Annotated in this window: 17 protein-coding genes; 8 read left to right on the top strand and 9 right to left on the bottom strand. The window is 73.5% G+C overall.

The window, feature by feature from the left end:
- Nucleotides 1–11: 11 nt before the first annotated feature.
- The 4 genes from ACWIYF_RS05230 to ACWIYF_RS05215 all read right to left on the bottom strand — a co-directional run bounded on the left by ACWIYF_RS05230 (nucleotide 12) and on the right by ACWIYF_RS05215 (nucleotide 4,099).
- On the bottom strand, nucleotides 12–536 hold the full coding sequence (locus ACWIYF_RS05230; protein ID WP_448627057.1) for a DUF6912 family protein: 525 nt from the start codon (nucleotides 534–536) through the stop codon (nucleotides 12–14).
- 78 nt (nucleotides 537–614) lie between these two features.
- On the bottom strand, nucleotides 615–1,994 hold the full coding sequence (locus ACWIYF_RS05225; RefSeq protein ID WP_448627056.1) for a WS/DGAT/MGAT family O-acyltransferase: 1,380 nt from the start codon (nucleotides 1,992–1,994) through the stop codon (nucleotides 615–617).
- A gap of 81 nt (nucleotides 1,995–2,075) precedes the next feature.
- Nucleotides 2,076–3,371 (bottom strand): AAA family ATPase, encoded by a 1,296-nt coding sequence (locus tag ACWIYF_RS05220; RefSeq protein ID WP_448627055.1) that lies wholly within the window; start codon nucleotides 3,369–3,371, stop codon nucleotides 2,076–2,078.
- Nucleotides 3,371–4,099 (bottom strand): SAF domain-containing protein, encoded by a 729-nt coding sequence (locus tag ACWIYF_RS05215; protein WP_448627054.1) that lies wholly within the window; start codon nucleotides 4,097–4,099, stop codon nucleotides 3,371–3,373. Before ACWIYF_RS05215 ends, ACWIYF_RS05220 begins: the two co-directional genes overlap by 1 nt.
- A 196-nt stretch (nucleotides 4,100–4,295) precedes the next feature.
- Here ACWIYF_RS05215 and ACWIYF_RS05210 point away from each other — a divergent pair, with 196 nt between their 5' ends.
- Nucleotides 4,296–4,577, top strand: a complete 282-nt coding sequence (locus ACWIYF_RS05210; protein ID WP_448627053.1) for a helix-turn-helix domain-containing protein — start codon at nucleotides 4,296–4,298, stop codon at nucleotides 4,575–4,577.
- A gap of 10 nt (nucleotides 4,578–4,587) precedes the next feature.
- Here ACWIYF_RS05210 and ACWIYF_RS05205 read toward each other — a convergent pair whose 3' ends face one another.
- Nucleotides 4,588–5,157: a hypothetical protein gene (locus ACWIYF_RS05205; protein WP_448627052.1), complete on the bottom strand. Its 570-nt coding sequence runs from the start codon at nucleotides 5,155–5,157 to the stop codon at nucleotides 4,588–4,590.
- 96 nt (nucleotides 5,158–5,253) lie between these two features.
- On the opposite strand from ACWIYF_RS05205, the gene ACWIYF_RS05200 reads away from it, so the two are divergent.
- On the top strand, nucleotides 5,254–5,916 hold the full coding sequence (locus ACWIYF_RS05200) for a LysM peptidoglycan-binding domain-containing protein (RefSeq protein WP_448627051.1): 663 nt from the start codon (nucleotides 5,254–5,256) through the stop codon (nucleotides 5,914–5,916).
- 54 nt (nucleotides 5,917–5,970) lie between these two features.
- Nucleotides 5,971–6,510, top strand: a complete 540-nt coding sequence (locus ACWIYF_RS05195; protein ID WP_448627050.1) for an Rv3235 family protein — start codon at nucleotides 5,971–5,973, stop codon at nucleotides 6,508–6,510.
- Nucleotides 6,511–6,532: 22 nt separating this feature from the next.
- Here ACWIYF_RS05195 and ACWIYF_RS05190 read toward each other — a convergent pair whose 3' ends face one another.
- Genes ACWIYF_RS05190 through ACWIYF_RS05180 form a run of 3 tightly spaced genes read right to left on the bottom strand, consistent with a single transcriptional unit; the run spans nucleotide 6,533 to nucleotide 9,583 of the window.
- A complete protein-coding gene (locus ACWIYF_RS05190; RefSeq protein ID WP_448627049.1) occupies nucleotides 6,533–7,573 on the bottom strand; it encodes a zinc-dependent dehydrogenase in 1,041 nt (346 codons plus the stop codon).
- On the bottom strand, nucleotides 7,570–8,019 hold the full coding sequence (locus ACWIYF_RS05185; RefSeq protein ID WP_448627048.1) for a PTS sugar transporter subunit IIA: 450 nt from the start codon (nucleotides 8,017–8,019) through the stop codon (nucleotides 7,570–7,572). Before ACWIYF_RS05185 ends, ACWIYF_RS05190 begins: the two co-directional genes overlap by 4 nt.
- Nucleotides 8,020–8,032: 13 nt before the next feature.
- Nucleotides 8,033–9,583, bottom strand: coding sequence for a PTS mannitol transporter subunit IICB (locus tag ACWIYF_RS05180; protein ID WP_448627047.1), 1,551 nt, complete (start codon nucleotides 9,581–9,583; stop codon nucleotides 8,033–8,035).
- A 178-nt stretch (nucleotides 9,584–9,761) separates the two neighbouring features.
- Here ACWIYF_RS05180 and ACWIYF_RS05175 point away from each other — a divergent pair, with 178 nt between their 5' ends.
- The 3 genes from ACWIYF_RS05175 to ACWIYF_RS05165 all read left to right on the top strand — a co-directional run bounded on the left by ACWIYF_RS05175 (nucleotide 9,762) and on the right by ACWIYF_RS05165 (nucleotide 12,948).
- Nucleotides 9,762–10,712, top strand: a complete 951-nt coding sequence (locus tag ACWIYF_RS05175; protein WP_448627046.1) for a sugar-binding transcriptional regulator — start codon at nucleotides 9,762–9,764, stop codon at nucleotides 10,710–10,712.
- The gene (locus tag ACWIYF_RS05170; protein ID WP_448627045.1) at nucleotides 10,709–11,539 is read left to right on the top strand and encodes a phosphotransferase; all 831 of its coding nucleotides are present in this window, start codon (nucleotides 10,709–10,711) and stop codon (nucleotides 11,537–11,539) included. Before ACWIYF_RS05175 ends, ACWIYF_RS05170 begins: the two co-directional genes overlap by 4 nt.
- 149 nt (nucleotides 11,540–11,688) lie before the next feature.
- Nucleotides 11,689–12,948: a flagellin N-terminal helical domain-containing protein gene (locus ACWIYF_RS05165; RefSeq protein ID WP_448627044.1), complete on the top strand. Its 1,260-nt coding sequence runs from the start codon at nucleotides 11,689–11,691 to the stop codon at nucleotides 12,946–12,948.
- A gap of 43 nt (nucleotides 12,949–12,991) precedes the next feature.
- On the opposite strand, the gene secA is transcribed toward ACWIYF_RS05165, so the two are convergent.
- Nucleotides 12,992–15,934, bottom strand: a complete 2,943-nt coding sequence (gene secA, locus ACWIYF_RS05160) for a preprotein translocase subunit SecA (RefSeq protein ID WP_448627043.1) — start codon at nucleotides 15,932–15,934, stop codon at nucleotides 12,992–12,994.
- A gap of 96 nt (nucleotides 15,935–16,030) precedes the next feature.
- Between secA and ACWIYF_RS05155 the strand changes: the two genes are divergently transcribed.
- The gene (locus tag ACWIYF_RS05155) at nucleotides 16,031–16,420 is read left to right on the top strand and encodes a pyridoxamine 5'-phosphate oxidase family protein (RefSeq protein WP_448627042.1); all 390 of its coding nucleotides are present in this window, start codon (nucleotides 16,031–16,033) and stop codon (nucleotides 16,418–16,420) included.
- 10 nt (nucleotides 16,421–16,430) lie between these two features.
- Nucleotides 16,431–16,979: a GNAT family N-acetyltransferase gene (locus ACWIYF_RS05150; RefSeq protein WP_448627041.1), complete on the top strand. Its 549-nt coding sequence runs from the start codon at nucleotides 16,431–16,433 to the stop codon at nucleotides 16,977–16,979.
- Nucleotides 16,980–16,982: the final 3 nt, after the last annotated feature.

Genomic DNA, 16,982 nt, shown 5'->3' with positions numbered 1-16,982 from the left:
GTGCTGAGATGTCAGAGCAGATCGAGCGCGGGGCCGATCTCCTGGGTGGCGTACCAGGCCAGCTCGTGACCCTCCGCCTGGTCGACGACGAACTGGGCGTCGTCGCTGCCGAGGTCGGCCTCGAGCACCACGTTCACGGCGGCGCGCACGTCGTTCTCGGCCTCGGCACCGTCGATGTGGGCGCTGGCGACGTCGCGCAGCGAGATGTCGCCGTCGATGCGGACCGTGCCGCGGTCGGCGTCGGGGTCCGCGGCCGGGTCGTCCTTGATCTCGACGGACGCATCCGGCACGTCGGCGGCGAGCACCACGCGCCGCCGTGCGGCGGTGGGGTCGATGTCGATCAGCCGCAGGCTGCCGCGGGCCGCGGTCAGCAGGGCGGCGTACTCGAGCTCCTCGGTGTCGGCCTCCGCCTCGCTCACCGCGTAGAACTCCCGCAATCCCGGCGTGACCGCGAAGGCGGTGTGCGGACCGGGCAACCGTCCCTCGTCCACCAGCGTCCGCAGCACGGTCGTGGTCGCCGGCAGGTAGATCCGCACCCGGCTCGCTCCCTTCCACGATGGACGGCGACCGTAGCGCGGACGGCTCCACTCGTGGTCACCGGTGCCGGACCGCGATCAGCCGGCCGTCCGCGCCAGCTCCGCGACCTCCTGCTCGATCAGGTCGGCGAGCACGTCGACGTCCCCGACGCTGTCCCGGTCGGCGTTGAGCCCGACGAACACGCACCCGTCGTAGCTGGTCATGCCGATCGACACGCCCTGGCCCCGGGCCAGCGGGACGACGGGGAACACCTCCCGCATGCGGCTGCCGGCCGCGTACAGCGGCACCTGCGGCCCCGGCACGTTGGTGATCACCAGGTTGAACAGCCGCCGGGGCAGGCCGCGGGCGGCACGCACCCCGAGCGCGTGCATCGTCGGGGGTGCGAAGCCGGTCAGCGCGATCAGCCGGTCGGCGCCGACGGACTGGCTCTCCTGCGCGACCCCGCGCATGGCGTAGCCCAGCTGGGCGAGCCGGACGTAGGGGTTGGGCTCGCCCACCGGCAGGTCGACGAGGAAGGAGGCCACCCGGCCGCCCGGCGAGGCGTCGGCGTCCTGCAGCGAGACCGGCACCAGCGCCCGCACGGACGTCGACCCGACGACCGGCTCTCCCCGGGAGAGCAGCCACTCCCGGAGCGCACCAGTGATGACGGTGAGCAGCACGTCGTTGACCGTTCCGCCGTGCGTCGCGCGGACCTGCTTGATGTCGTCGAGGGCGGCCCGCGCCACCGCGACGCGGCGCTGCTGACCCGTCCTGGCGTTGAGCGGCGTCGGCGGAGCCGGGAAGACCGCCGACCGCGCGGCCCGGAGCACTGCGTGGCCCACGCCCGCGAGGCGCGCGGCGCTGGCCCGCAGATCGGTGGCCGCGTGCCGGGCGGTCTCCGCGACCGCCGAGGGACGGCGCACGTACTCCTCCAGCGCCTGCCGGACGAGCTCGGCGGACCCCGGGGGGCGGCGTGGCGCCCACTCGTCGGGCCCCGGCTCGGGCGCCTCGGGGTCCACGTCGAGCAGCACCTGGCCGATGTCGATGGCGCTGAGCCCGTCGACCAGCGCCGGATGGGTCTTCGTCACGACCGCGATCCGGTCGCCCGGGAGTCCCTCGACGACGTAGAGCTCCCAGAGCGGGCGGTTGCGGTCCAGCGGCCGCGACATCAGGCGGGACACCAGGTCGAGCAGCTGCGCCTCGGTCCCCGGCCGCGGCAGCGCGGACCGCCGGACGTGGTAGGCCAGGGCGAAGTCGGGATCGTCCGCCCACACCGGGTTGGCCAGGTGACCGGGCACCTCGAGCACCCGCTGCCGGTAGCGGGGCACCAGCGGCAGCCGGGCCTCGACCAGCGACTCGATGGCGGCCAGTCCGTCCTGCGGGGTCTCGAGGATGAGCACACCGCCGACGTGCATCGGGGTGTCGCGCTCCTCCAGGTAGAGGAACGAGGCCTCCAGTGCCGTCAGCCGCTCGACCATCGTTCTCCTCGGGATCGGGTGCTCACGCTACGGCCCGCCGCGGGGGCCGGACAGCCCGCGGCGGCGTCGGTGACCCGGCCGTCAGCCGGCGCGGCGGCGACCGGGCAGCCGGCGGCCGGACGGCGCCGGCTCCGGAACCCCGGCCATGGCCGCGGCCAGCGCGCGCACCGCGGTCCTCAGCGGCGAGCCGGGGGCGATCTCGGCGAGCGTGCGCCCGGCCGCCAGTGCCGCGTCGGTCGCGCGCCGGTCCGCGGGCAGGAAGAACCCGACCTCCCGGCCGGCGAAGCGCTCGAGCGCCCCGGCGATCTCCGCACGGGCGTCGCCCGGCACCGGCCCCCGTCGCACCTGGTTGACCACGACGACCGGTTCCGCGTCGGGCAGCACCTCGCGCAGTTCGCCGAGGGCGCGCACCGTCCGCTGCAGCGAGACCGGGTCCGCACCGCTGACGCACAGCACGGTGTCGGCCGCCTCCAGGACGGCGAGGGTCGCGCCGTTGCGCCGCGGCGCGGCCGTGTCGAAGGAGAGCTCCTCGTCCTCCTCCAGGCAGAACGAGCAGTCGACGACGGTCAGCTCGGCGAGCCGCCGCGCCTCGTCCAGCACGGCGGTCACCGCGCGAGGGCGCAGCTCGGGCCACCGGTCGGCCCGCGCCAGACCGGTGAGCACGCGCAGGTGCGGCCGCACGGTCCACGCCAGCCGGGCCAGCACGCCGGTGTCGAGCGCACCCTGGCCGGCCTGCCGCGCCGCGCCGGCCAGCCCGGGTGACTCGTCCAGCAGGCCCAGCACCTGTGCCACCACACCGCCGTAGACGTCCGCGTCCACCAGCAGCGTCGGGACGCCCAGGCGGGACGCCTCGTCGGCCACGCCCACCGCCACGGTCGTGCGCCCCGGCGCCCCGAGCGGCCCCCAGACCGCGACGACCCGGCCCCGTCCGGCCGGGCGGTCCTCCGGCACCTCGGGCGCGCCGAGGACGGGGAGGGCGGCGCGCGGGTCGCCGACGTCCCGCCCGCCCGTGGGCGCACCCGCGACGGCCTCCCGCAGGGCCTGGGCGATGGCGTCGGGCTGGGCGTCGGCGGGCAGCACCCGGGCCACGCCCAGCTGCCGCAGCCGCTCCGCCGCCCGCTCGTCGCCGGGCTCCACCAGCCCGACCACCGCCACCCCGGCCGCCTCCAGGCCCGCCACGGCGTCCATGTCCAGCCGGCGCAGGTCCGCCGAGAGCAGCGCGGCCTGGCCGGTCCCGGTCGCGGCGGCGGCCAGCAGCTCCGCGACGTCGACGCACCGGCGGACGACGGCGACCCCGTGGTCGGCGCGGTCGAGGGCGCCGACGAGCTCGGACTCCCAGGCCGCTCCGGTGACGGCGGTGAAGACCTGCAGCGCCATCAGTCCGTGGGCTCCGCCACCGCGTCGCCGGCCGCGGCGGTCGGGTCCCCGGAGTCGATCGAGCCGTGGACGACGACCACCAGCGGCCGCCCGCCGATCGCCGCCAGGACGTCGGACGCCTCGTCGGCCGCCACCGAGACCACCACCTGCACCGTCGTGGTGGGCGTCGACAGCACGCCCTCCGAGCGGCCGGAGATGGCCTGGACCGGCGCGGAGGTGACGACCGCGGTGACCGAACCGTCGGCGACGGCGGTCGCGCCGGCCACCGGGTCGGCCACCGCGTAGACGTCCACGAGCTGCCCGCGCTGCAGGCTGGGCGGGACGAAGCCGGCCTGCACGGGCAGTGCCAGCTGCACCAGCTCGTCGGGCTCGGTCAGCGCCGAGCGCGGGAGCAGCTCGCCGTCGCTGACGGCGCGGGACAGCGTCCGCCCCTCCGGGCTCGTCGACGACGACAGGTAGGACTCCCCGGTGTCGTCCAGGCGCACGTCCACCGACACCAGGTCCTCGGCGGTCAGGACGGTGCCCGGCGCCAGGTTCCCGGCGGCCGCCCACACCGGGACGGTCGCGTCGGCGGCGGAGACCACGCGGGCGCCCAGCAGCACCGAGCCCAGCACGAGCAGCAGGCCGAGCACCAGGCGCAGATCCAGCCACCGGGGTGGGCGCACCCGCCGCGGGGTGGGGCCCTCGGCCGGCGCGGCAGGTGCGGGCGCGGGGCGCACGGCGGTCACGGCTGCGGTCCTCCGATCCGTCCCGCGCACGGGAGCTCGAATGGTGATCGACGCTCTCGGATGGGCGTGATCGGATGCAGATGATGCGTCATGGGCGACGATGGGCGCATTCGCCGTCCACACGTTCGGGTGTGGACGGTGGCCACAAGCCACCGGTGCGGCTGACAGACTGGCCGCGACGGACGGAGACGCACCGATGCCCACACCCCGCTTCCTGACCCTCGACGACGTCGCGGAGATCCTCAACGTGTCGTGGTCGCAGGCCTATGCGCTGGTCCGGCGCAAGGAACTGATCGCCATCCAGATCGGTGGCCGGGGTCAGTGGCGGGTCGAGGTCGACGAGCTCGAGCGCTTCATCCAGCAGAAGTACGCCGAGGCGCGCGCGGGCACGGTGCCCGAGGAGCCACCGGCCGAGCAGGGCGACGCGGCCGACGCGGACCCGCCCGTGGCCGGCGCGGGGCGCCGCCGGCGCGGCTGAGCCGCCGGCTTCAGTCCAGCCCGGGCGGGGCCGTCCGGATCACCGCCACCGCCGCCAGCACGACGGCCTGCACGCCGCGCACCGCGCCGGCCCGCCGCGGCTGGTCGATCGCGTGCCCGGCGAGCTCCAGGAAGTCCGCCCCGACCCGGTCGACGGTCCCGGTGAGCACGCCGCCGTCCTCGAGGACGACCTGCACGGCACTGCGGTCGCGGGCCAGCGCCCGCACGGTCCGGCGCAGGTCCAGTGACGCCCGCACCACGCCGCCCTCCGGCGGGACGGCGGTCTCCCGCCCCAGCCCACCGACGGCCAGCACGGCCACGGTCGCGACCAGCGCCTCACGGCCCGCCTCCTCCTCGAGCAGCAGCCAGTCCGCACCCACGTCGGCGAGCACACCGGAGAGCCGCCCGGCCCCCCGGCAGCGCACGGTCACCGGCCGGCCGAGCGCGCCGCGGAGCCGGTCGGCCAGCCGGATCGCGCCGACCTCCGCCCGCGCACGGGACGCCGACTCGGCGCGATCGGCCGCCGCCTCCGCCTCGTCGAACTGCGCCCGCAGGTCGGCGAACAACTGCTGCCACCGCATCGGCCACCTCCTGTCGCGAGCCTAGATGCATGTGGACTCTTGCATTTGCTTGCGTTTGCTTGATTTAGTCTCGCTTCGTTACACCGAGGAGGTCGCATGTCCGGACGGCGCTGGGCCGCCACCACGCTGGCGATGGGGCTGGTCGGGCTGGCGCTGTGGGCGCTGAGCCCGGACGTCGCCGCCCTGCAGGAAGCTGTGACGCATCCCCAGCGGGCGTCCGACGCCGCCGGGCCGGACGCCGTCGTCCTGGCCTGGGCCACGCTGCTGGCCTGGGCGATCTGGGCCTGGGGCACCCTCGGACTGGCCCTGACCGCCGCGTCGGCCCTGCCCGGCCTCCTCGGCGCAACGGCTCGAGCGCTGCTGCGGGCGGTGCTGCCCCACGCGGCCCGCAGGGCGGCGGCGGTCGCGCTGGGTGTCGGCCTCGGGGTGGGCGTCGGGGCGCCGGTGGTCGCCACGGCCGCGACGCCGCACCAGCCCGCGGCGACGGCGCCGGACTGGCCGTCCGCCACCGGCAACCCCGCCCGGGCGGTGCCGGACTGGCCGACACCGGCACCAGCCGCGGGGGAGCACGTCGTCGTCCGCGGGGACTGCCTGTGGGACATCGCCGCGGCGCGGCTGAGCCACGACACCGGCCGGGCTCCGTCCGATCCGGAGATCGCCGTCGCCGTCCGGTCCTGGTGGCAGGCCAACGCCGCGGTCATCGGCCCCGACCCCGACCTGCTCCTCCCCGGCCAGGTCCTCCGCCCACCCGTCGCCTGACCGTTCCTCCGCCGCTCCCCCGGCGCCCTCACCCGTTCCGATCAGGGAGTCGCCATGACCGAGCCCGCCCCCACCGCGCCCGCCGCCATCCCCGCCCTCCGGCTGGTGGTGGTCCCGACCCCGCAGCCGCCGCTGGAGGACGGGCCGGTGCGGCTGGTGGTCCCCGGCGTCCGCCCGCCCCGCCCCCCGCACCGGCCCGGTCCGCGACCGCGGTCGGCGCCCGCCGCGGGGGTGGCGGATGCGGAATTCGGCCCGGCCTGGTCCGCGCGCGCCGACCTGCCGGACCTGCGACAGTCGGGCCGGCGACTGATCACCACGACGCTCGAGGCGCTGGCCGGCCGGCGGCCGATGACCCAGCTCCAGCCGCTGACCTCGCTGGGCGTCTACACCGCCCTGTCCCGCGGCGGCCGCCCGCGCTGGTGCGCGGACGGGACCGCGCCGCTGATCGTCGGCCCGGTGCACGTCTGCGAACCGGTGGATGGCGTCGCCGAGATCAGCGCCGTCGCTCGGCGAGCCGGCCGGGCGCACGCCGTGGCCGCCCGGCTCGAGGGCATCGACGGCCGCTGGCGCTGCACCGCCCTGCAGATCGGCTGACCCCGGCCCCGGTCGAGAGCCGTCAGGGCTCGATGGTGACCTTGATCGCCTCGCCCTTCGCGACGATGTCGAAGGCGTCGAGCGCCTTCTCCAGCGGCAGCCGCACCGTGATCAGGTCCTTGACCGGGACCTGGCCGCTGGCGATGTACTCCAGCGCCCGCTTGTTGTGCGACGGCGCCGAACCGTTGGCGCCCATGATCATGAGCTCCCGGTAGTGCACCAGGTTCGAGTCGCACTGGATGTAGGGGTTGGTCTTCGGCAGCCCGCCGAAGAAGGAGATCCGACCCCGCCGCGCGGCCATCTGGATCGCCTGCTCCTGCGCGACGTTGGCCGCGGTCGCCGTGATGACCACGTCGGGGCCGCGCCCGTCGGTGAGCTCCTTGACGTGCGCGACGACGTCGACCTCCCGGCCGTTGATGACCTCGTCGGGCTTGACCGCGTCGGCGGACATCGCCAGCCGGTCGGCCAGCACGTCGATGAGGAACACCCGGCTAGCCCCGTTCGCCCGCGCCAGCCGGGTGTGCAGGCAGCCGATCGGGCCGGCGCCGAAGACCACGACCGTGTCGCCGTCCCCGACGTCCACGAGTTCCTGGGCGTTGATCGCGCAGGCGAAGGGCTCGGCAACCGACGCCTCGTCGAAGCCGATCGCGTCGGGGATCCGGTTGAGCCCGTCAACCTTCAGCACCTCGCGCGGCACCACCAGGTACTCGGCGAAGCCGCCGTCGTACTGGTAGCCCACGGAGGTCTGGTTCGAGCAGACCGCCATCCACCCCCGGCGGCACTCGTAGCACTCCCCGCAGGGGACGGCGGCGATCACCTGCGCGCGGTCGCCCTCGGACCACCCGCTGACGTTGCTGCCGACCTCCACGACCTCGCCGGCGATCTCGTGGCCCATGATCCGCGGCGGGCTGAGGTTCTGGTGGCCGTTGTGCAGGATCTTGACGTCGGTGCCGCACGTCGAGCAGTTGCGGACCCGCAGCAGAACCTCGTCCGGCCCGCACTCGGGCTCGGGCACGTCCTCGAGGCGCACGTCCTCCGGCGCGTAGAACCGCAGGGCCTTCATGCGTCGTCCCCCTCGTCGTTGACCGCGTGGAGCAGGTCGTAGAGCTCCTCCGCCGACCCGGCCGCGATGAGCTTCTCGACCTCGTCGGTGTCCGAGAACAGGATCGCGACCTTGCCGAGGATCTCCAGGTGGCCGTTCTCGACGCCGGCGATCCCGACGGCGAACCGGACCTCGTTGCCGTCCCAGTCGATCGGCTGGTCGTAGCGGACCACCGAAAGCGCCGAGCGGGCGATGCTGTCCTTGGCCTCGTTCGTGCCGTGCGGGATGGCGAGGTAGTTGCCCATGTAGGTGGAGACCGACTTCTCCCGCTCGAACATCGCGTCCACGTACGCGGGGCTGACCGCGCCGGCGTCGACCAGGAGCTGGCCGGCCTCCCGGATCGCGTCGTCCTTGCTGGTGGCCAGGCCGGGGACCTTGATCTGGTCCCGGCTCAGGATGTCGCTCATCGCACCGGACCCCTCAGTTGGCCGACGGAGCGCTGTGCGCGTTGGTCGCCTTCAGCTCGTCGACGATCGCGTCGTACTTGGGGCTGTTCATGAAGTTGTCGACGGACACGTGCTGGGCCGACGGCGACATGCTCTGCGCCCGCGGCGTCAGGTCCTTGTGCGTGACGATCAGGTCGATGTCGTCGGTCAGGTTGGCGATCGCCAGGTTGGACACGGTGACGTCACCGAACCCCGCCTTCTTGATCTTGTTGCGCAGCACCGAGGCGCCCATCGCGCTCGACCCCATGCCGGCGTCGCAGGCGAAGACGATGGTGTGGATCGGCGTGCGGTGCGACTTGGCCTCGTGCGCCTCCTCGTCGAGCTCGCCCTGCTCCTCGAACCGCTGCGCCGCGGCCTCCTCCGGTGCCAGGACGCCGGCGACCGAGCTCTTCTTGCCCTTCATCGACTCCATCTCGGCGGTCGCCTCGGCCAGGTCGCCGGCCTTCTTGCGGCTCAGCCGCAGCAGCAGCGAGCAGATGACGAACGACGTGAGGCAGGCCAGTAGCACCGAGAGGATGACCGGGAAGAACTTGCCGCCCGGCGTCTGCGCCAGCACCGCGATGATCGAGCCGGGAGCGGCGGGCGCGCGCAGGCCGGCGTCGAAGATCGCCAGCGTGCCGATGCCCACCATGCCGCCGGCGATGGTGCCGAGCAGCAGGATCGGCTTCATCAGCACGTACGGGAAGTAGATCTCGTGGATTCCGCCGAAGAAGTGGATCACGGCGGCGGCCGGGGCGGTGCTGCGCGCGAGGCCCGTCCCGAAGAACATGTAGGCCAGCAGGACGCCGAGGCCCGGGCCCGGGTTCGCCTCCAGCAGGAAGAGGATCGAGAAGCCGTCCTGCGCCGACTGGGTGATGCCTAGGGGGGTCAGCACGCCGTGGTTGATGGCGTTGTTCAGGAACAGCACCTTCGCCGGCTCGATGATCAGGCTGGCCAGCGGCAGCAGGCTGTGGTCGACGAGCCAGTCGACCCCGTTGCCCAGCGCCGATGAGACGTTCTCGATGACCGGCCCGAACGAGAAGTAGCCGAGGACGGCGAGCGCGGCGGCCACGATGCCGGCGGAGAAGTTGTTCACCAGCATCTCGAACCCGGGCTTGATCTTGCCGTCCCAGAGCTTGTCGAGCTGCTTCATCACCCAGGCCGCGAGCGGCCCCATGATCAGCGCCCCGAGGAACATCGGCTGCTCGGTGCTGATGATGACGCCCATCGTGGCGACGACGCCGACGACGCCGCCGCGGATGCCGTAGACCATCCGGCCGCCCTGCATGGCGATGAGCAGGGGCAGCATGAAGCGGATCATCGGGCCGACCAGGCCGATGTTCGGGTTGCCGGCGGAGTCCTCCCCGAAGCCGCCGAGGCCCGCGACCGGCGTCCACCCGGTCTCGATGAAGAACGCGGTGATGAAGCCCCACGCGATGAACGCGGCGATGTTCGGCATGATCATCCCGGACAGGAACGTGCCGAACTTCTGCACCGCAATCCTGGCGCCCGAGGCCTTGGCCGGCGCCTCTGCCTGTGCGGTCACGTCGATGCCTCCCGAGACGAGAGTCAGGAAGGGACGCGCCGCACCGCGCGGCTCGCGCAGCTGATCCGGACGCCGTCCCTCGGCCCGTGCGGGGCCCAGTGTTGTGACTCACACCTTCCGGTGGCAATGCTGGAGTGCCAATATGGGCGCTAGGCGCTCAGATGAGCGGAGTGGTGCCATGACGAGTCGACTCGCGGGGCCCGCGGCAACGGTGCTGTCGGCCTCGGTGGCGCGGCGGTACTACCTCGACGGCCGGTCGAAGATGGAGATCGCCGACGAGTTCGGGCTGAGCCGCTTCAAGGTGGCGCGGCTGCTCGACGCCGCGCGGGACAGCGGCCTGGTGCGCATCGAGATCGGCCGGCCCGGCCTCATCGACGTCGACCTGTCCGCCCGGCTCAAGGACCGGTACGGGCTCCAGCACGCGGTCGTCGTCGACCCCGGGGACGGCGACGCCGCAGCGGTGCGGCAGCACCTGGGGCAGGTCGCCGCCGAACTGCTCGCCGAGCTCGTCCGCCCGGAGGACGTGCTCGGCGTCGCGTGGTCGCGCTCGGTCGGTGCGATGGCCCGGGCGCTCCCCCGGCTGGCCCCGGTCCCCGTCGTGCAGCTCACCGGCGCGGTCGCCATGCCGGACGGCGACGACAGCGCGATCGACATCGTGCGCGACGTCGCCCGCGCGGCCGGCGGGCCGGCGTACGTCTTCTACGCGCCGTTCACGCTGCCGGACTCCGCCACCGCGCAGGCCCTGCGGCAGCAGCGGGAGGTCGCCCTGGCGTTCGGCCAGCTGCCGCGGGTCACCAAGGCCGTCGTGGGTGTCGGGCTCTGGTCGCCGGGTCAGTCGACGCTCTACGACACGGTGCAGGAGAACGACCGACGGACGCTCCGGCGGCTCGGCGTCTGCGCCGAGGTCTCCGGCGTCTTCCTCTCGTCGGACGGCGAGCCGGTGCGGTGCGGGCTCAGCGACCGGCTCATCGGCATCGACGCAGAGCAGATGCGCGCCATCCCGGAGGTCATCGCCATCGCGTACGGGGCGCCCAAGGTCGCCGCGGCGCGGGCCGCGCTGCGCAGCGGCCTGATCGACGGTCTCGTGACCCATGCGACCGTCGCCCGGGCGCTGCTCGAACCGGCGTGATCGGCCAGCGCCCGCCGCCCGCGGCCGATCCGGGCGAGGGGCGCGGCGGCGAGGTGGTCCTCCTCGGCGGGATCGCCAACCGGGGCGGGGTGGTCCGGATCGGCGACACGGTGCGTCGTCCCCAGCGCGCCACCAGCCCGGCCACCCATGCCCTGCTCCGCCACCTGGAGGCCGTGGGGTTCGACGGGGCGCCGCGCTTCCTCGGCATCGACGAGCAGGGGCGCGAGGTCCTGAGCTACGTCCCGGGGACGACGGTGCTGCGGCCGTACCCGGACTGGGCGCTCACCGACGAGGCGCTGGTCAGCGTGGCCGAGCTGCTGCGGACCTACCACTCCGCCGTCGCCGGGTTCGACCCGACGCCCTACCGCTGGCCGTCGTCACCGCCGGACGCCTTCGCCGGCGAGCTGGTCAGCCACAACGACCCGAACCTGGACAACGTCGTCTTCCGCGACGGGCGGGCGGTCGCGCTCATCGACTTCGACCTGGCCGCGCCCGGGTCGCGGCTGTGGGACGTCGCGTGCGCGGCCCGGCTGTGGGCGCCGCTGCGTCCCGACGACTACATCCATGACGCGCGCCGCGGCCGGGGCCTGCAGCGCTTCCGCCGCTTCGTGGACGCCTACGGCGTCGACCGCGCCGACCGGTTGCGGCTGGTGCCCGCCGTCCGGGAGAACCTGGACTGGTTCTGCCGGCTGATCGAGGCGCACGTCGCCGCCGGCCACGGCCCCTTCCGGGACTACTGGGAGACCGAGGCGAGGGCCCGGGCCGAGGCCTCCCGGCGCTGGCTGGCCGTGCACGAGCAGGCCGTCCGGGAGGCCGCCACGCGTTGAGCCGGGGCTGGATGCAGCCGTGCTCGCTCGCAGACCCCCCGCCCGAGGGACCGGCCGCCGGTTTCGAGTCAACATCGGCCGTTGGCGGCCGTTGCCAGATGCACCGTGACACTGATGTTGCGGCAGGGGCGGGTGAGGCGGGTGAGCATGTGCGGATCGGGACCAACGTCGCCGCGCTGACCACCCACCGGGTGCTCGAGCGCAGCGATCGCGCGGTATCCGAGTCGCTCCAGCGGCTGTCCTCCGGGGCGCGGATCAACCACGCCGCGGATGACGCGGGCGGGTTGTCCGTCAGCGAGGGACTGCGGTCACGGTCCACCGGGATGCGCCAGGCGGTGCGCAACATCCGGGACGGCATCGACCTCGTCCGAACCGCCGAGAGCGCTCTTGCGACGACGACGTCGGTGCTGCAGCGCATGCGTGACCTGTCCGTGCAGGCGGCCAACGACGGCGGGCTCGACGACGCCGCACAGGGCGCCATCCGGCGCGAGCTCGACCAGTTGTCCCGCGAGCTGACCCGGATCGCGAGGACGACCACCTACAACGGCACGCCGTTGCTGGACGGGTCCTACCGCGGCACGCTCCAGGTGGGCGCCGAGGCCGGCGAGACGATCATCGTGGCCATCGGAGATCTCGGCCGCGGCGTGGACGCCGCGAGTCTGGGCGTGGACGTGCTCGACGTCCGCCCGGCGGTCGGTGCCGGTGTGCTGGCCGCCGGCGTGATGGCCGCCGGTGGCGGGGTCACGGTCCGGGTGACACCGGCCCGGTCCGCCGCCGAGGGCGGCCCGGCGGCCGGCTCGATCGCGCTGGCGGGCGACTTCGCAACCGCGGCGACCTTCACGGGGCTGGCCGGGACCATCGCCTACGGCGGGCGGACCCTCGACCTGGCGACCGTGGACTACCAGGGCGCTGTGACGGCGGACCAACACCTCAGGGAGCTCGAGAAGGCGATCGACGACGCCTTCGGCATCAAGAAGAAGGACGTGATCGTCGGACCGGGTCAACTGGTGATCACCGGCGACGAGCCGGGCAACGCCTCGACCGCCGCGGACGCGCAGCAGCTCACCCCGACGTACACGGCACCGCCCCCCATCCCGGCGCCGCCCACCACCCCGACGCCGCCGGTGGTCGTCGCCGACGACCCGCTGCACACCATCGACGAGGCCATCGCGCGGGTCAGCGCGACCCGGGCGGGTCTGGGCGCCATCGAGAACCGGCTCGAGTACACCGTCACCCGGCTGGGCGCGGCCTTCGAGAACACCACGACGGCGTTCTCGCGGATCCGGGACACCGACATGGCGAGGGAGATGACCGCCCTGACCCGGAACCTGACGCTCGTACGGGCCGGAAGCGCGATGCTCGCCCAGGCCAACCAGACATCGCAGGGCGTCCTGCGGCTGCTGTCCTGACGTCCGGCCGTACGCCGCTGACCACCTGCGTGAATGTGGCCGGCTAGTGCGAAGCCCCGTGGCAGAACTTGTACTTCTTGCCCGACCCGCAGGGGCAGGGCGCGTTGCGCGAGGGCTCCTTGGTGCCCGAGACGGTCGCCGTCTTGGCCGCCTTGGCCGCGCCGCTCTCCTTCGGGGAGGCGTCGAGGCTCGGCGCGGAGTAGCTGAGGTTCCCTGGCGGCTTGGGAGCATCGAGGCCCTTGACCGCCAGCTGCGGCCCGGTGCCGGACGGCGCCGGCGCGGCGGGCGCCTCCGAGGCGGTCGTGGCGGCGGGCCGGCCGGCCCGCCGCGCGGTCGCGGTGCCCGTCGCCCCGTCGCCGGCGGTCGCCTTCTTCGCCGCCTCCGCCTGGGCGGCCTGGCGGGCCAGCACCCGCGCCGTCCCCTCCTGGGCGGCGGCCAGCGCGCGGGCCTCGGCCTCCTCCTGCTTGGCCTTCGCCTCCGCCTCCTGCTCCTCCTTGGTCTTGACCTCGAGGTTGAACAGGAAGCCGACCGACTCCTCCTTGATGCCGTCGAGCATCGCGTTGAACATGTCGAAGCCCTCGCGCTGGTACTCCACGACCGGGTCGCGGTTGGCCATGGCGCGCAGGTGGATGCCGGCCCGCAGGTAGTCCATCTCGTACAGGTGCTCGCGCCACTTGCGGTCGAGCACCGACAGCAGCACCCGCCGCTCGAGCTCGCGCATGACCTCGGCGCCCAGCTTCGCCTCGCGCTCGTCGTAGGCGCGGTGCACGTCCTCGAGGAGGGCCTTCTTCAGGTCCTCGGACGACAGCGCCGCCTGGTCGCCGTCGGCCACCTCGTCGAGCAGCGCCTGCCGGTCGAGCCCGACCGGGTAGAGCGCCTTGAGGCCGGTCCACAGCTGCTCGAGGTCCCAGTCCTCGGCGTAGCCGGTCTCGGTCGCGCCGGTGACGTAGGCGGTGACGACGTCGTCGATCATCGACTGGATCTGGTCCTGCAGGTCCAAACCCTCGAGGATCTTCCGCCGCTCGTCGTAGATGACGGTGCGCTGGCGGTTGAGCACCTCGTCGTACTTGAGGACGTCCTTGCGGACCTCGAAGTTCTGCTGCTCGACCTGCGTCTGCGCCGAGCGGATCGCCCGGGTGACCATCTTCGACTCGATCGGCTGGTCCTCGGGGACCCGCAGCGTGTTCATCATCGACTCGAGCATCGGGCCGTTGAACCGGCGCATCAGGTCGTCGCCGAGGGAGAGGTAGAACCGCGACTCCCCCGGGTCGCCCTGCCGGCCGGAGCGGCCGCGCAGCTGGTTGTCGATCCGCCGGCTCTCGTGCCGCTCGGTGCCCAGCACGTAGAGCCCGCCGGCCTCGACGACCTGCTCATGCTCGGCCTTGACCTGCGCCTTGGCCTCCTCGAGCGCGTCGTCCCAGGCGGCCTCGTACTCCTCGGGCGTCTCGGCCGGCGACAGGCCGCGGGCGCGCAGCGTCTCGTCGGCGATGAAGTCGGGGTTGCCGCCGAGCTGGATGTCGGTGCCGCGGCCGGCCATGTTGGTCGACACGGTGACCGCGCCCAGCCGCCCGGCCTGGGCGACGATGTGCGCCTCCCGCGCGTGGTTCTTCGCGTTCAGCACCTCGTGCGGGATCCCCCGCCGCAGCAGGAACTTCGAGAGGATCTCGGACTTCTCGACGCTCGCCGTCCCGACGAGGACCGGCTGCCCCGCCTCGTGCCGGTCGGCGATGTCGTCGACCACCGCGTCGAACTTCGCCTTCTCCGTCTTGTAGATGACGTCGGAGCGGTCGTCGCGGATCATCGGCCTGTTCGTCGGGATCGGGACGACGCCCAGCTTGTAGGTCTGGTGCAGTTCGGCGGCCTCGGTGGAGGCCGTACCGGTCATCCCGGCCAGCTTCTCGTAGAGCCGGAAGTAGTTCTGCAGGGTGATCGTGGCGAGGGTCTGGTTCTCGTCCTTGATCGCCACCTTCTCCTTGGCCTCGATGGCCTGGTGCATGCCCTCGTTGTAGCGGCGGCCGGCCAGCACGCGGCCGGTGAACTCGTCGACGATGAGCACCTCGCCGTTGCTGACGATGTACTGCTGGTCGCGGTGGAAGAGCTCCTTGGCCTTGAGGGCGTTGTTCAGGTAGCCGATCAGCGGGGTGTTGACCGCCTCGTAGAGGTTGTCGATGCCGAGCTGGTCCTCGACGAACTCGACGCCCTCCTCGGTGATCGCGACCGTGCGCTTGGACTCCTCCACCTCGTAGTGGACGTCCCTCTTCAGCAGCGGCGCGATCCGCGCGAACTCCTGGTACCACTTCGCGCTCTGCTCGGCCGGGCCGCTGATGATCAGCGGGGTGCGGGCCTCGTCGATGAGGATCGAGTCGACCTCGTCGACGATCGCGTAGAAGTGCCCGCGCTGGACCAGGTCGGCCTTGCTCCACGCCATGTTGTCGCGCAGGTAGTCGAAGCCGAACTCGTTGTTCGTGCCGTGCGTGATGTCGCAGGCGTACATCTCGCGGCGCACCGCGGGCGTCTGGCCGGACAGGATCGTGCCGACCTTGAGGCCGAGGAAGTGGTGCACCCGGCCCATCCACTCGGCGTCGCGCTGGGCGAGGTAGTCGTTGGTGGTGACCACGTGCACGCCCTCGCCGGCCAGCGCGTTGAGATAGGCCGGCAGCACGCCGGTCAGGGTCTTGCCCTCACCGGTCTTCATCTCGGCGACGTTGCCCAGGTGCAGGGCGGCACCGCCCATGATCTGCACCCGGTAGTGCCGCTGGCCCAGCGTTCGGGTGGCCGCCTCGCGGACGACGGCGAACGCCTCCGGCAGCAGCGCGTCCAGGGACTCGCCGTCGGCGTAGCGCTCCTTGAACTCGTCGGTCTTGGCCCGCAGCTCCGCGTCGGTCAGCTCGGCCGTCTCGTCCGCCAGCGACTCCACCGCATCCGCGATCTTGGACAGTCGCCGGAGGATCTTGCCCTCACCGGCACGCAGGATCTTCGAGAACACCACAACCACAGGGTAGGCGGCGCGACCAGCGGCGCCGTCCCCGCGACGCACGAACCCTCCCCACCCGCCCCACCGGAGTCTCCGTACTCTCCCCCGGTGGCCGTCGACCTCCAGCACCTCAGCCCCGACCTGCTCACCTTCCTCACCGAGCGGCACCTGGCCACGCTGACCACGCTGCGCCCCGACGGCAGCCCGCACGTGGTCCCGGTCGGGTTCACCTTCGACGCCGGCACCCGCACCGCGCGGGTGATCACCACTGACACCTCCGCCAAGGCGCGGCACGTCCGGGCAGGAGCGCGGGTCGCGCTCTGCCAGGTCGAGGGCCGTCGCTGGCTCACCCTCGAAGGGACGGCGGTCGTGCGCGACGACCCGGCGGCCGTGCGGGACGCCGAGGAGCGCTACGCGCGCCGCTACCGCACCCCGCGGGAGAACCCGCGCCGCGTCGTGCTGGAGATCTCGGTCGACCGGATGCTGGGCAACGCCTGACGATGGCCGCGTGGACCTGAGCGGGATCGACCTGACCACCGAGGTGGTGCGCACCGAGCGGCTGGTGCTGCGCCCCTACCGCCCGGACGACGAGGACGCGGTGTTCGCCGCCTGCCAGGACCCCGACGTCCAGCGCTGGATCTTCGCGATCCCGGTGCCCTACACCCGCGAGCGGGCGCGCGAGTTCCTCGCCCAGGCCGCCCGGGCCCGGGCCGACCGCAGTGCGCTCGTGGTCGCGATCGAGGCGGACGGCGTCCTCGTCGGGTCCAGCGGCGTGCACCTGACGCCCGGCAAGCTCGGCCCGGAGATCGGCTACTGGATCGCCCGCGAGGCCCGCGGCCGGGGGTACGCCGCCGAGGCCGCGCACGCGCTGGCCGAGTGGGCGCTCGGGCTGGGCGCGCCGCGCGTGCACCTGGTCGCCGACGTCCGCAACACCGCCTCGCAGGTGGTCGCGCGGCGGGCCGGGTTCACGCAGGAGGGCGTGCTCCGGTCCTGCCTGGAGTACCGGGACGGCAGCCGGGGCGACGCGGCGCTGTTCTCGCGGCTGCCCGGAGACTGAGCG

The sequence above is a fragment of the Geodermatophilus sp. URMC 64 genome (genome assembly GCF_053502555.1).
The sequence above is the reverse complement of the archived record's forward strand: the minus strand, read 5'-3'. Positions and strand labels throughout refer to the sequence as shown.